We start from the raw sequence: 12,926 nt of genomic DNA on the forward strand, positions 1-12,926 counted from the left end.
CAAAGGCTGGAGGGGAGGGCGGTGTCGGGCATAAGCGTGTATATACACCTATTTCCGGAAAAGAAAAGCGCCGCGGGTGAAGCGGCGCTTTCCGATGGGCCGGAGCCCGATTCAGCGTGTCAGAAGAACGCGCGAACCCCGAAGGCCACGCCGCGGCCCGGCAGCGGTGCGACGTCCTTGAGGAAGGACGTGTGCACGCGGGCTTCTTCGTCCAGCAGGTTGCTGCCGTCGAGGAACACTTCCCACGCGTTGCCGTGTGCCGTGTCCTGGTGCCATGCGACGTGCCCGTCGACCAGCGTGTAACCCGGCGTCGGGGTTTCGTACGTGGCGACGTCGTCCTGCTTCGCGTAACGCGTCGCACCGAGCGAGGCGCGCCAGTTGCCGAGTTCCCAGCTCACTTCGCCACCGACGCGGTGGGGCGCGATGCGCGGCAGGTTGCCGCCGCGCGCGAGTTCGGCCGTGTAGTCGTGCGAGTGATCGCCATGCGGCACCGCGAAGGCGACTTCGCGCGTACCGCTGCCGGTGAGTTCGGCGCGCACCATGTCGCCGAACAAGCGCAGGTTCCACAGGCCGCTGTCGTTGTCGGCGAAGTTCCAGTTCACTTCCGCCTCGGCGCCGTTGAAGCGCGCGTCGTCCTGCGTCCACAGGCGCACGGGATTTCCGTCCTCGACCACGCCGGTGTCGGCCAGGTAGATGAAGTCGTCGTACTTCACGTGGTAGACCGACGCGCTCGCCTTGAACGGGCCGCCGTGCCAGTGCAGGCCGATTTCCGCACGATTGGCGGTTTCCTCGTCCATCAGCGGCGAGCCGAGTTCGACGCTGCTGGTCGCCACGTGCACGCCGTTGGAATACAGCTCTTCCGCCGTCGGCGCGCGCTGTGCGCGGTCCAGACCGAAGGAGAGGTGGTAGGCCTCGTTGATGTCCCACTTGAAAGCCGCCGACAGGCTGGTCGTATGGAAATCGCGATCCGGACCGATCGCCTCGGCTTCGTTGACGTCGATCTTGTTGCGATCCACGCGCGCGCCGACTTCGGTCTTCACCGGGCCGAAATCGCGCTGGCCCAGCCAGAACAGGCCGGCGTCGTTGCCCTTCGACGCGGGCACGAAGGCCTCCTCGCCGATCGCCTCGAAATCGCGCTTGCCCCACTGCACGCCGACCGCGCCATCCCAGCCGAACAGCGGCTTGTGCACGAGTTCCACGCGCGCCTCGGTGCTGGTGTTGTCGAAGACGGTGCCGGTTTCCTCACCCTCGTATTCGGTGTGCGTGTACTCGGTGCGCGCGACCTTCGCACGCAGCGACTTGAACGCGCCGAAATCGTCGAGCCCGCCGCGGACCTCGTAACGATGCTGCGTCATGCCGATGGTGACGGGGCCTTCTTCTTCGTGCGCTTCTTCTTCCTCCCCTTCGTGCGCGTGGTCGTCGCCGTGCTCGTGCGCGCCGGCAGGCACGCCATAGCGCGTGTCGAACAGGCTCGCGCCCACGCCGAGGAAGCCGCGATCGCCGATCCAGCTCACGCCCAGCGCGCCGCTGTCGGTGCGCACGAAGCTGTTGGGCAGCGTGCCTTTGGTGGCCGGATCCGGCGTTTCGCCTTCCTCTTCCATCAGGCGACGACTTTCGGGATAGCCGGGGATGTCGTAGTCGCCGGTCTCGCGATGCAGCGCGTCGGCGTGGAAGACGAAGTTGCCCGACGCGGACGTGCCGTCCATGCGGAACATGCCGGTGCGCTCGTCGTTGACGGTGTTGCCGCGCAGTTCGGCGCGCCCCTGCAGGGGTTCGTCGGTGACCGCTTCGGGGATGCGGCCGTCGATGACGTTCACCGCGCCGCCGATCGCGCCGCTGCCATAGAGCAGGGTGGCCGGGCCCTTGAGCACCTCGATCTGGTCGGCCAGGAACGGCTCGATGCTGACCGCGTGGTCGACGCTGACGGTGGAGACGTCGCCCGAACCGAGGCCGTCGCTCAGCACCTGGACGCGCGCGCCGTCGAAACCGCGGACGATCGGTCGGCCGACGCCGGGACCGAAGTAGGACGACTGCACGCCGGGAAGTTTCCCGACGGTCTCGCCGAGGGAGTTCGACTTGACCCGATCGAGCTTCTCGCCGGCGAGGACGTCGACCGGGCGGACGAGGTCCTCGGCGGTGCCGACCAGCGGGGTCGCCTTCACTTCGACGCCGCTCAGGTCCTTGGGCTGGTGGTCATGACCCTGGTCGTCGGCCTGCGCGGCTAGGGGGAGGGCCGCGGCGAGGGCGAGGACGAGCGGGAGGCGGCGATTCAGCAGGCGCTTTGACATCGGTGGGGGTAAAGTAGGTGGCTGAAGTTGCGTAATGTTATATTATAACGAAGTCGCATCGACCACCCTCCCGAAAGTCATGCCCCCCATTCGTCCCCGCAGCCTGCTCGACCGCATCGGTGCCACCGGCTCGCTGCTGTGCGCGATCCACTGCGCGCTGCTTCCGCTGGTGATCGCCGTGCTGCCGTCGCTGGGCGTCGCCGCGTGGCTGGGCTCGGGCTTCGAGGAGGGCTTCGTGCTCTTCGCCACCGCGCTCGGGTTGTTCAGCGTGGCCTGGGGCTACCGGCGCCACCACGCCGTGCAGGCGCTATCGCTGATGGTTCCGGGCCTGGCCATCCTGTGGTTCGGCGTGCTGTACCAGCCGCTGCACCAGAGCGTGATCCCGCATGCGGTCGCGATGACCTTCGGCGGTACGCTGGTCGGGCTGGCGCATCTGGCGAACCTGCGGCTGAACCATCTGCACGTGCACGACGCTACGTGCGCGCATTAGCGCGTCGATCGAGCGCTTCGCGCCCGCTCGAGCCGGAAACCTGCTGACGCATCTTTCCGGCCAGTAGCGACCCTGCCTCCTATCCCCGCCCTGCCGGGCGCCCCCTTAACAAAGGGGGCTTTCGCCGCGGACGAGCTTCTGGGCGACCGTGCTAGACTTCGCGACCTCGCGCGAACGCGATCTACGTAACCCCGCACCCCGGTGCGGATCTGAACAGTTTCAGGAGCACATCATGGGCAAGGGCGACCGCAAGACTGCCAAGGGCAAGCGTTACAACTCCAGCTACGGCAACGCCCGCAGCAAGGCCACGACCAAGGCCGCCGGCACCGCCGCTGCCCCGGTCGCGAAGAAGGCGACCAAGACCGTGGCCAAGGCCCCGGCCGCCAAGAAGGTCGCGGTGAAGAAGGCCGCTTCCAAGGAGTAAGCGCCCCGGCGCCCGCTCCGGACCTCGGGTCCGAAAGCAGAAAGCCCCGCCTTGGCGGGGCTTTTGTTTTTCTGCGGAATTAAGAAGGGCGATCAGCGCTTGGCCGCCTTCTCCACTTCACCCCAGACGCGCAGCAGGTTGCCGCCCAGGATCTTGCGGATGTCCGCGTCCGAATGGCCCCGCTTCTGCAGGCCTTCGACCAGGTTCGGATAGTCGGCGACCGAACGCAGCTCCACCGGCAGGTTGCCGCTCACGCCATCGAAGTCCGACCCGATGCCGACGTGGTCCACGCCGAGCAGCTTCACCGCGTAGTCGATCTGGTCCAGCACCGCGTCGATGTGCACCACCGGCACCGGATGCGCGTCCTTCCACGCCTTCTCGAATTCGTCCTTCGACTTCTGCGGCTTGCCTGCGGCGGCGAGCTTCGCGTTCTCCTCCTCGAGCGCGGCCTCCGCGGCGAAGAAGGCCTGCATGTCGGACGCGGCCTTCGCGCTGACGAAGCCCGTGCCGAACACCAGTTGCACCACGCCGCCTTCCTTCGCCACCGCCAACGCCAGCTCGTCGCTGATGTTGCGCTCGAAGCCCGGCGTGAAATGGCGCATGCCCGAATGGCTGGCGATCACCGGCACGTCGGTGATGCGCAGCACGTCGCGGATGGCGTCGTCGGAAATATGCGACACGTCGACCATGATGCCGAGGCGGTTCATTTCGGCGACGACCTGCTCGCCGAACGGGCTCAGGCCGCCCCACTTCTTCTTCTGCGCGTAGGACGAATCGGCGATGCGGTTGTTCGCGCTGTGGGCGAGGGTGATGTAGCGCACGCCGCGCGCGTGGAAACCCGCAAGCTTCGACAGGTCGTCGCCGATCGGCGCACCGTTCTCCATGCCCGGCGTCAGCAGGACGCGGCCGCCCTTGCGCAGCTTCTCGACGTCGCCGGGCGAACGCAGGATCGCGAACTTGTCCGGATGGCGGCCGACCATCGCTTCGACCGCGTCGATCTGCGTGTTCGCCGTCTGCCACGCGGTGCCGGCGGCATCCTCTTCGGGCGAGGTGTAGATCGACATGAAGGCGACGCCGAGGCCGCCTTCGCGCGCGCGCGGATAGTCGAACTCCTTCGTCGGCGCGGACACACCCAGGTCGTCCCAGTGCGACAGCAGCTCGCTGGGCGCGTCGATATGCGTGTCGACGACGATCGCGTCCTGCGCGAGTTTGCGCGCCGCATCGGTCGCGGCGGATGCGGAGGTGGCGGCCATCGACAGCGACAGGCCCAGAACGGCGTAACGCAAGCGCATGTTTTCTCCCCGGTTGTATTCGTCGAATCGGATCAGGTAACGCGATGGCCACCGGCGTGCACGGACTGCGCGAGGCGGCCGCCCAGCCAGTAACACAGTTCGGCCGGATGCTGGATGTTCCACAACACGAAGTCGGCGCGGGCGCCCACGCGCAGCACGCCGCGATCGTGCAGGCCCAGTGCGCGTGCGGCGTTCACCGTCGCGCCGCGCAGCGCTTCTTCGGGCGAGAGCCGGAAATGCGTGCACGCCAGCTGCATCGCATGGCGCAGCGATTGCAGCGGCGAGGTGCCGGGATTGCAGTCGGTCGCCACCGCCATCGGCACGCCGTGCGAGCGGAACGCCTCCAGCGGCGGCAACGCGGTTTCGCGCAGCACGTGGAAGGCGCCCGGCAACAGCACCGCGACGGTGCCGGCCTGCGCCATCGCGCGCACGCTGTCCTCGCTGGTGTGTTCGACATGGTCGGCCGACAGTCCGTCGAAAGCCGCCGCGAGCGCGCCGCCGCCCAGGTCGCTGAGCTGGTCGGCGTGCAGCTTCACCGGAAGGCCGAGCGCACGCGCGGCTTCGAACATGCGTCGCGTCTGGTCCGGCGTGAAGCCGATGCCTTCGCAGAACGCGTCGACCGCATCGACGAGCCCTTCGGCGTGCAGCTTCGGCAACCATTCGATCGCCGCGTCGATGTAGTCGTCGGCGCGGCCGGCGTATTCCGGCGGCAGCGCGTGCGCGGCGAGGTAGGTCGTGCGCACGCCGATGCCGAGCTGTTCCAGCCGGCGCGCGACGCGCAGCATCTTGCGTTCGTTGTCGAAGTCCAGGCCGTAGCCGGACTTGATCTCCACCGTGGTCGCACCGTCGCTGATCAGCGCATGCGCGCGCGGCAGCGACTGGCGCAGCAGCTCGCCTTCGTCCGCGGCGCGCGTGGCGCGCACGGTCGACAGGATGCCGCCGCCGGAACGCGCGATGTCCTCGTAGCTGGCGCCGAGCAGGCGCAGCTCGAACTCGCGCGCGCGATCGCCGGCGAAGACCAGGTGTGTGTGGCAGTCGACCAGGCCGGGCGTGATCCAGCCCTTGGCCTCGATCACTTCGCGCGCCAGGCGCTGGGGCGCGTCGGGCAGGCCCGAGCGCGGACCGACGTAGGCCAGCGTTCCGTCCTTCCACGCCAGCGCGCCGTCGAGGATGTCCGCGTAACCGGCGGGCGCATCGAGCGTGGCGAGCGAAGCGCCGAGGATCAGTCCGTCCCAGGCCGTATGCGCGTTGGAGGTCATGGGGGTCGATTCTAGCGGCCTGTACCGTCCCTGCGGGGCCATCGCCACGACCGTCCATGCGGGCGACAATGCCGGCATGAAGACCCTCGACGCCGAGATGCTCTGGACTCCCGACGGCTGGCATTCCGACGCCGGCTTCGACATCGACGACCACGGGCGCATCCGCGCGCGGGTGGCCGCCGAGCCGACCGCCAGCGCCAGCTGGATCGTGCCGGGCGTGGCGAACCTGCATTCGCACGCGTTCCAGCGCGCCATGGCCGGGCTGGCGGAACGCCAGACCAACCCGTCGGACTCCTTCTGGACCTGGCGCGAAACGATGTACCGCTTCGCCGCGCGCTTCACGCCCGACCTGCTGCGCGCCGTGGCAACGCAGCTCTACGCGGAGATGCTCGAAGCCGGCTACACGACGGTGTGCGAGTTCCATTACCTGCACCACGCGCCCGATGGCCGCCCGTACGACGATCCGGCGGCGATGTCGCGCGCGCTGATCGCCGCCGCGCGCGACGCAGGCATCCGCCTCACGCTGCTGCCGGTGCTGTACATGACCGGCGGTTTCGACGGCCGGGCGCTGGGCGAACGCCAGCGCCGCTTCGGCCACGACGTCGATGCCTACCTGCGCCTGATCGACACGCTCTGCGAGGACGCCGATGCGATGCTGCACGTCGGGTGCGCGCTGCACAGCCTGCGCGCCGTGCCGCCGGACGCGGTGCGCGCCGTGCTCGATGCGCTGCCGCCGTCGATGCCGGTGCACATCCACATCGCCGAGCAGGTGGGCGAAGTGCAGGACAGCCTCGCGTTGCGCAACGCGCGCCCGGTGGAATGGCTGCTCGACAACGCGAACGTCGACGCGCGCTGGACGCTGGTGCACGCCACGCACCTCACGCCGGCCGAAACGCAGGGCATCGCGCGCAGCGGCGCGACGGTGGCGATCTGCCCGACGACGGAAGCCAATCTCGGCGACGGCCTGTTCCCGCTGCGCGAGTACCTCGACGCCGGCGGTCGTTGGGGCATCGGTTCGGATTCGCACATCTCCGTGTCGCCGGTGGAGGAACTGCGCTGGCTCGAATACGGCCAGCGGTTGTTCACGCGCCATCGCAACATCGCCGTGCGCGCGCAGTCGCCGAGCGTCGGCGAAACGCTGCTGCACGACGTCGCGCAGAGCGCGCGTTTCTCCAGCGGGCACGCGATCGGCACGTTCGCGACCGGCGAATACGCCGATGCCGTGGTGCTCGACACGGATGCGCCGGCGCTGTTCGGCCTGACGCAAGGCGATGCGATCGATCGCTGGATCTTCAGCGGAAATCGCCCCTTGGTGCGCGATGTGTATGTCGGCGGGCGGCGCGTGGTGGAGAACGGCCACCACCTGCAGCGTGTGCCGATCGCGCAGCGTTACCGCGAGGCGATGGTCGAGCTGATGCGCGAATAACGCACAGTCATTCTCAGCCGAACAGATCCACCGCGCCAGGCAACGCGCCTTCCATCCGCAGCAGGAATTCCTTCGTCGGCAGTCCGCCGCCGAAGCCGGTCAGGCTGCCGTCGCTGCCGATCACGCGATGACACGGCAACACGATCGGCAGCGGATTGCGGCCATTCGCCGCCCCGACCGCGCGCATCGCCGACGGCTTGCCGACACGTTGCGCCAGTTGCGCGTAGCTGATCGTCTCGCCGTACGGAATCGACGCCAGCGTGTGCCACACACCGAGCTGGAACTCCGTACCGCGCGGTGCGAGCGGAAGATCGAAGTCGCGTCGGCCGCCGTCGAAATACTCGCCCAGCTGCGCCGCCGTCATGCGGATGAACTCGCACTCGCGCGCTTCCCACGCATCGCACCGCGACATGGGATGGCGCGGGTTCTGGAATTCGATCAGGTGCAGCCCGTCGTCGCTCGCGGCGATCAGCAGTTGCCCGACGGGGCTTGGCACGGTGGCGTAACGGATCATGCGGTGGCGTCCGCGCCGGTTGTGCGCGCGATTCCGCGCCTGGCGCGCGTCGGCTTCGCGGCCTTCGCGACGGGCACCGGCATCGAATCGCGCCACAGGTGGATCACCGCATAGCCGCGCCACGGTCGCCACGCTTCGGCGCGCGCGGCAAGCGCTTTCGGCGCCATGCGCGTGCCGTCGGCGGGAAGCGCCTTCTGCAATACCAAATCTTCGACGGGAAACGCATCGGGATGCCCGAGCGCGCGCAGCGCGATGTACTGCGCCGTCCACGGCCCGATGCCGGGCAACGCGACCCAGCGCGACACGAAGTCGTCCAGCGTGCGTTCCGGCCGGAAATCCACGCGACCATCGAGCAGCGCCTGTGCAACGCCACGCACGGTCTGCGCACGCGAGCGGATCAGGCCGATGGATTCCAGGTCTGCATCGACAAGTTTTTCAGGCGTCGGGAACAGATGCGCGAGCGCGTCCGCAACCCGCGCGTCCGCGAACGGCTGCGGCAGCGGCTGTCCGTACTTCTGCGCCAGGCGCGAGGCGAGGGTGCGTGCAGCGGCGACGCTCACCTGCTGGCCGATGATCGCGCGCACCGCGATCTCGAAGCCGTCCCATCCGCTGGGCAGGCGCAGGCCGGGGCGTTGCGCGAGCAAGGGCTTGAAGCGCGCGTCCTTCGACAACGTGTCCGCGATCGCCTGCGGATCGGCGTCCAGGTCGAACATGCGGCGCAGGCGCTGCACGATGTCCAGCAGCTTCGACGAGGCGGCGCCGTGCAGTTCGAGCTTCAGCGCGTGCGCGCCGGCGTTCCTGTCGTCCGGCCATGCGCTGACGCGCAACCAGCCGGGGCGATCGACGGGGCCGATCACGCGTGCGTAGCTCGCATCGTCGACGAACTCGACGCCGGGCAGGGCGCGACCGCGCAGGAAATCGAGCATCGCCATGAAGTCGTACGGCGGGCGATAGCCCAGTCGCAGCGTGAGCACGTCGCCGGCCTCGCGCGCCTCGCTTCGCCCCTTGCGAAGGTCGCGTGGCGCCATGCGATACGCCGTGCGGAATGCATCGTTGAAACGGCGAAGACTGGCGAAGCCCGATGCGAGCGCGATCTGGGTGATCGGCAGGTCGGTTTCGGTCAGCAACTGTTTTGCGAACAGCAACCGGCGCGTGCCGTGCACGCCCATCGGCGCGACGCCCACGCGTTCGACGAAGAGGCGGCGCAGCTGGCGTTCGCCGATGCCGACGCGCTCGGCCAGCGCTGCCAACGGCTGCTCGGCGAGCGCACCGTCGTCGATCAGCTTCAACGCGCGCGCGATGGCCGCGTCGCCGCGCCGCCAGCTGCCGTCGTCGGGCGACAGCTCCGGCCGGCAGCGCAGGCACGGCCGGTAGCCCGCCGCTTCGGCCGCCGCGGCGTGGCGGAAATACACCACGCGCCTGGCCGTCACCGCCGGGCACACCGGGCGGCAGTAGATGCGCGTGCTCAACACCGCCGTGAAGAACAGGCCGTCGAAGCGCGGATCGCGCGTGCGACGGGCCTGCTCGCACACATGGAAGGCGGGCAGGGTGTCGGCGTGGATGTGGGCGGGCTCGGACATGGCCGCAGGCTAGCACCGCGCGATCGCGAGGACTGGCCGGATTCGGACATGAACGTGGAGCGCTTCCGCGAGCCCGTTCCGGGCGCACGAACGCGCGCGATCAGTGCTCCGGCGCAGCGTTCCCAATTGAAGCAGGCCCGCGCAGCGCCGGCAGCAGCGGCGCGATGTCGCCGTCGTTCGGCGCGGCGTCGATGCCGAGCAGCCGCGCCAGCAGCGGGTACACGTCGACGTTGTCGAACGCCGGCAGTGTCGCGCCCGGCACGAACGACGGGCCACGCGCGACGAACAGCGCCCGCATCGACGGCAGCGCGGGATCGAATCCGTGCGAGCCGCGCGTGACGTTCGGCTTGGTCGCCAGTTTCTTCGGATACAGCGCGTCCCAGCCTTCGTGCATCTGGCACACGATCGGCGGCACGCGCGGGTTGGTGCCGTAGTGCCACCGCGCCGGGAGATCCTCGCGCCGATAGCAGTCGTATTGCGCGCGGGGGCCGAGCAGGCGCGCTTCGGCTTCGCGCTCGAAGCCGGGCAACGGTTGCACGCCGATGGACTGGCCGTCGGAAACCACGGTCGCAATCGACGGCGCGATCATCTGCTCCACGCTGATGGTGTGGTTGGGCGCAACCGTCGCCATGCCGTGGTCGGACACGACGATCAGGTCGGTCGAATCCAGCATGCCGCGCGCGGCAAGGCCGTCGTGCAGGCGGCCGATCACCGCGTCGAGTTCGCGCAGCGTGCTGCGCACCTGCGGCGAGTCCGGGCCGTGGTCGTGGCCGGCCTTGTCGAGTTGTTCGAAATACACGGCGACCAGGCGCGGGCGTTGCGCCGGCGGCGCGTCCAGCCACGACAGAACGTCGTCGATGCGGCGCGCCGGCGGCACGGATTCGTCGTAGGCGACCCAGCGGCTGGGACGCACGCCGCCGATCGCCGCGCTGCTGCCGGGCCACGCCCAGCTCGCGCTGCGCACGCCCTGCTTTTCGGCGGTGACCCAGATCGGTTCGCCGCCCCACCAGCGCGTGTCGGCCACGGCCTTGCGGTCCGCGACGGCGAAGTCGCCGATGCCGGAATCGCTCATGCGGTTGTGGATCACCCCGTGGTGGTCGGGACGAAGCCCCGTCGCGAGCGTGTAGTGGTTCGGGAACGTGAGCGACGGGTACGACGGGTTCATCCACGCCGCATGCGTGCCTTCGCGGGCGACGCGGGCGAGGTGGGGCGTCGCGTCGTTGGACAGGTAATCGGCGCGGAACGCATCGATGGATACCAGCACCACGGTCCGCGCCGCCGGTTCGGCCGGGCGCGGCGCGCGGGCGCTGCAGGCGGACAGGACGAGGCAGGCGGCAAGTGCCGCGAGGCGAAGGTGGGGCATCGGCCGATCATAACGAGCGTGTGTTGCGGCATGACTTTAGTCGCTGGCGGCATCGCGGAGCCTTGCCAATAGTGGCCGCACACCCGGCGGCGCCCGCCGGCATCGGAGCCGCCGTGATGCGTATCGCCGTGAGTCTGTCTGCCGTTGTGCTGGGGATCTCCGCCGTCGCGGACGCGCAGAGCCCGCCGAAAGCGACACCGAAACCGGAGCCGGCGCGCATGACGTCGGCCGAGTGCGAGGTCTGGGCGCGCGAGCTTAGCTTCGCGCAATCGGTGGCCGACCACGACGCAAAGGCCTTCGCCGCGCACATCGAAACGGACGCGGCCTTCGGCGCCAGCCAGCCGCAACCGACGCGCGGCCGCGAGGAGATCGCCCGGCGCTGGGCCGGCATCGTCGAGGGCAAGCGGTTGAAGCTCAGCTGGTACCCGACCCGGACGACGATCGGCCCGGGCAGCGCGAAGGACGTGGCCTGGTCGAGCGGGCCGTCGCTGTTCGAGGACCTGGACCCGAAATCGACCCAGCGTTACCGGATCGGCGCGTTTCACTCGGTCTGGCACCGCGGGGCAGACGGCACCTGGCGGGTGCTGTTCGACGACGGCGTCGACCCGCGGCCGGCCACGGAGGCCGAAGCCACGGCCTTCCGAGAGGGCCGCCAGACCACGTGTCCACAAGCCTGACGACGGCCTGAAGGCGGCGGCTGCGCTCACGGCCGGGTAAAGCGCCGGGGCGTATGGTGGCGGTACGGCAACGTTGCCGTCCCACGCCAGGTGACGCCATGGATTCCCGCAATCGCAATCGCAGTCTCGCTACCGCGTTCGCAGTTGTCGTGTTCGGCATGTCCTTCGGCGCGTTTGCGCAGACGGCGACGACGGATGCGCAGGCGCAGGTGCAGGTAGGTTCCACGCAGGCGGACGCGGCGGTGGCCGCCGATGCGCAGATCGCGGGCAATACCGATGCCGCAAACGCGAAGCGCACCTCGAACGTCGGCTGCGTCAAGGACACCGGCACCAACATCCGCCCGCGCGATCCGAAGACCGGCAAGGCGCTGTGCATCGGCCCGGGCCGCAGCTACAGCCGCGAGCAGATCGACCGCACCGGCCAGACCGACCTCGCCGACGCGCTGCGTCGACTCGACCCGTCGGTGCGCTGATCGCGTGAACCTCGTGACGCGCATGTGGCCCGTCGCGCTGGCGCTGGCCTTGCAGCCGGCGCTGGCGTTCGCGCAGCAGCCCAACACGCTGGCGCCGCCGCCACGCGTGGCGCCGATTTCGCCCGCGTCGCAACCGTCGTTGCCGCGCGGGGTGGATACCTCGCGCGACAACTCGCTGCAAACGCTCAATCGCCAGCTCGACGCATCCAGCCGCCGGGTTTCCGCCGACACGCTGCGCAGCCAGGTCGATCAGCAGGACCGGTTGATGGACGCCGACCGCGCGCGCACCGATGCACGCCGTGCCGCGGCCACTACGCCCGCCGAATCCGAACGCCTTCGCCAGGATTTCGAAGCGCGCCGCGCGACGCACGAAGCGTGGCGTGCCGGCAAGGAAGCGCAGGTGCATCGCCTTGAGGCGATCGACCTACCGCCGCCTCCGCCGGTGAATGAAGTGAAGCCGGCGATCGAGCCGCGTCGCTAGGTCAGGCGCGCCGCTAGGCCAGCAACCCCCGCAACAACCGCTGCAGCGAGGCGTCGTAGTAGCGCCGGAACGCGGCTTCGTCGAAATTGAACCGGCCCGCGCGATAAAGCGCGATCAGGCCGTGCGTGTGCGCCCACAGCGTCACCGCCACGTCCCACACGTCGTCCTCGCGCAGTACGCCGGCGCGCATCGCATCCTCCACCGCGTCGGCCACGACGTTGAGCGTGGGCGAACGGCGCGCGCGGAAATCCTCCGGAAATCGCCGTGCATCGGTACGCGCGGTCGAGAACGCGTGGTCGAACAGATGCGGATGCGCGAGGGCGTAATCGAGGTAGATGCGCTGCACCGCGATCAGGCGTTCGAGCACGTCGCCGCCGCGACCGCGCGCGTCCCAGTGGCGGGCGATGGCATCGAAGCTGTCGTCGCCGATGCGCTTGAGCAACGCCTCGCGATTGGGAAAATGCCGGTAGATCGCCATCGGCGTGAGGCCGACCGCCGCCGCGACGCGCCGCATGCTCACGCCGCCCGCGCCTTCGCGTTCGAACAGCGTCCGCGCCGCGCGCAGGATGCGGTCGGCGGTGCGGTTCGTGCGGGGTTCGGCGCGGCTCATGTGTACAGCGTATACAAATGACGCGCCGCGGACGCGAAATCGCACCAAA

13 protein-coding genes are annotated in these 12,926 nt (G+C 69.3%); 6 read left to right on the forward strand and 7 right to left on the reverse strand.

From position 1 onward, the window contains the following. Positions 1–119: 119 nt before the first annotated feature. Positions 120–2,288 carry a TonB-dependent receptor gene (locus GOY17_RS05375; protein WP_157029595.1) on the reverse strand — a complete coding sequence of 723 codons (2,169 nt, stop codon included), beginning with the start codon at positions 2,286–2,288 and terminating at the stop codon, positions 120–122. A 79-nt stretch (positions 2,289–2,367) separates the two neighbouring features. Between GOY17_RS05375 and GOY17_RS05380 the strand changes: the two genes are divergently transcribed. Together GOY17_RS05380 and GOY17_RS05385 are read left to right on the forward strand one after the other, a co-directional pair. Then, on the forward strand, positions 2,368–2,778 hold the full coding sequence (locus GOY17_RS05380) for a MerC domain-containing protein (RefSeq protein ID WP_157029596.1): 411 nt from the start codon (positions 2,368–2,370) through the stop codon (positions 2,776–2,778). A 232-nt stretch (positions 2,779–3,010) separates the two neighbouring features. Continuing rightward, complete coding sequence (locus GOY17_RS05385) at positions 3,011–3,202, forward strand: 30S ribosomal protein THX (protein ID WP_115840953.1); 192 nt, start codon at positions 3,011–3,013, stop codon at positions 3,200–3,202. A 92-nt stretch (positions 3,203–3,294) separates the two neighbouring features. Here GOY17_RS05385 and GOY17_RS05390 read toward each other — a convergent pair whose 3' ends face one another. Beyond that, a complete protein-coding gene (locus tag GOY17_RS05390; protein WP_157029597.1) occupies positions 3,295–4,494 on the reverse strand; it encodes a dipeptidase in 1,200 nt (399 codons plus the stop codon). A gap of 32 nt (positions 4,495–4,526) precedes the next feature. Continuing rightward, positions 4,527–5,753 (reverse strand): imidazolonepropionase, encoded by a 1,227-nt coding sequence (gene hutI, locus GOY17_RS05395; RefSeq protein WP_157029598.1) that lies wholly within the window; start codon positions 5,751–5,753, stop codon positions 4,527–4,529. A 76-nt stretch (positions 5,754–5,829) separates the two neighbouring features. Here hutI and GOY17_RS05400 point away from each other — a divergent pair, with 76 nt between their 5' ends. Next, positions 5,830–7,179 carry a formimidoylglutamate deiminase gene (locus GOY17_RS05400; protein ID WP_157029599.1) on the forward strand — a complete coding sequence of 450 codons (1,350 nt, stop codon included), beginning with the start codon at positions 5,830–5,832 and terminating at the stop codon, positions 7,177–7,179. A gap of 13 nt (positions 7,180–7,192) precedes the next feature. Here the strand turns inward: GOY17_RS05400 and GOY17_RS05405 are convergent, their stop codons facing one another. The 3 genes from GOY17_RS05405 to GOY17_RS05415 all read right to left on the reverse strand — a co-directional run bounded on the left by GOY17_RS05405 (position 7,193) and on the right by GOY17_RS05415 (position 10,636). Beyond that, on the reverse strand, positions 7,193–7,693 hold the full coding sequence (locus GOY17_RS05405; protein WP_157029600.1) for a methylated-DNA--[protein]-cysteine S-methyltransferase: 501 nt from the start codon (positions 7,691–7,693) through the stop codon (positions 7,193–7,195). Next, the gene (locus GOY17_RS05410) at positions 7,690–9,273 is read right to left on the reverse strand and encodes a DNA-3-methyladenine glycosylase 2 family protein (RefSeq protein WP_157029601.1); all 1,584 of its coding nucleotides are present in this window, start codon (positions 9,271–9,273) and stop codon (positions 7,690–7,692) included. Before GOY17_RS05410 ends, GOY17_RS05405 begins: the two co-directional genes overlap by 4 nt. A gap of 100 nt (positions 9,274–9,373) precedes the next feature. After that, entirely contained in the window at positions 9,374–10,636 is a 1,263-nt protein-coding gene (locus tag GOY17_RS05415; RefSeq protein WP_157029602.1) for an alkaline phosphatase family protein, read from the reverse strand. A 116-nt stretch (positions 10,637–10,752) separates the two neighbouring features. Between GOY17_RS05415 and GOY17_RS05420 the strand changes: the two genes are divergently transcribed. The 3 genes from GOY17_RS05420 to GOY17_RS05430 all read left to right on the forward strand — a co-directional run bounded on the left by GOY17_RS05420 (position 10,753) and on the right by GOY17_RS05430 (position 12,267). Continuing rightward, positions 10,753–11,313: a YybH family protein gene (locus GOY17_RS05420; RefSeq protein ID WP_232338535.1), complete on the forward strand. Its 561-nt coding sequence runs from the start codon at positions 10,753–10,755 to the stop codon at positions 11,311–11,313. 98 nt (positions 11,314–11,411) lie between these two features. Then, positions 11,412–11,786: a hypothetical protein gene (locus GOY17_RS05425; RefSeq protein WP_157029603.1), complete on the forward strand. Its 375-nt coding sequence runs from the start codon at positions 11,412–11,414 to the stop codon at positions 11,784–11,786. A 4-nt stretch (positions 11,787–11,790) separates the two neighbouring features. Further along, positions 11,791–12,267 (forward strand): hypothetical protein, encoded by a 477-nt coding sequence (locus GOY17_RS05430; RefSeq protein ID WP_157029604.1) that lies wholly within the window; start codon positions 11,791–11,793, stop codon positions 12,265–12,267. 13 nt (positions 12,268–12,280) lie between these two features. On the opposite strand, the gene GOY17_RS05435 is transcribed toward GOY17_RS05430, so the two are convergent. Beyond that, on the reverse strand, positions 12,281–12,877 hold the full coding sequence (locus GOY17_RS05435) for a TetR/AcrR family transcriptional regulator (protein WP_157029605.1): 597 nt from the start codon (positions 12,875–12,877) through the stop codon (positions 12,281–12,283). Positions 12,878–12,926 lie beyond the last annotated feature (49 nt).

Source organism: Lysobacter soli, assembly GCF_009755585.1.
In the GTDB taxonomy this organism is placed as follows: Bacteria; Pseudomonadota; Gammaproteobacteria; order Xanthomonadales; family Xanthomonadaceae; genus Lysobacter_J; species Lysobacter_J soli.

Excerpts from the sequence above, each read along its gene's own strand:
- GOY17_RS05375 (WP_157029595.1), bottom strand. The coding sequence starts at position 2,288 with ATGTCAAAGCGCCTGCTGAATCGCCGCCTCCCGCTCGTCCTCGCCCTC.
- hutI (WP_157029598.1), bottom strand. The coding sequence starts at position 5,753 with ATGACCTCCAACGCGCATACGGCCTGGGACGGACTGATCCTCGGCGCT.
- GOY17_RS05390 (WP_157029597.1), bottom strand. The coding sequence starts at position 4,494 with ATGCGCTTGCGTTACGCCGTTCTGGGCCTGTCGCTGTCGATGGCCGCC.
- GOY17_RS05435 (WP_157029605.1), bottom strand. The coding sequence starts at position 12,877 with ATGAGCCGCGCCGAACCCCGCACGAACCGCACCGCCGACCGCATCCTG.
- GOY17_RS05415 (WP_157029602.1), bottom strand. The coding sequence starts at position 10,636 with ATGCCCCACCTTCGCCTCGCGGCACTTGCCGCCTGCCTCGTCCTGTCC.
- GOY17_RS05380 (WP_157029596.1), top strand. The coding sequence starts at position 2,368 with ATGCCCCCCATTCGTCCCCGCAGCCTGCTCGACCGCATCGGTGCCACC.
- GOY17_RS05410 (WP_157029601.1), bottom strand. The coding sequence starts at position 9,273 with ATGTCCGAGCCCGCCCACATCCACGCCGACACCCTGCCCGCCTTCCAT.
- GOY17_RS05400 (WP_157029599.1), top strand. The coding sequence starts at position 5,830 with ATGAAGACCCTCGACGCCGAGATGCTCTGGACTCCCGACGGCTGGCAT.
- GOY17_RS05420 (WP_232338535.1), top strand. The coding sequence starts at position 10,753 with ATGCGTATCGCCGTGAGTCTGTCTGCCGTTGTGCTGGGGATCTCCGCC.
- GOY17_RS05385 (WP_115840953.1), top strand. The coding sequence starts at position 3,011 with ATGGGCAAGGGCGACCGCAAGACTGCCAAGGGCAAGCGTTACAACTCC.
- GOY17_RS05425 (WP_157029603.1), top strand. The coding sequence starts at position 11,412 with ATGGATTCCCGCAATCGCAATCGCAGTCTCGCTACCGCGTTCGCAGTT.
- GOY17_RS05405 (WP_157029600.1), bottom strand. The coding sequence starts at position 7,693 with ATGATCCGTTACGCCACCGTGCCAAGCCCCGTCGGGCAACTGCTGATC.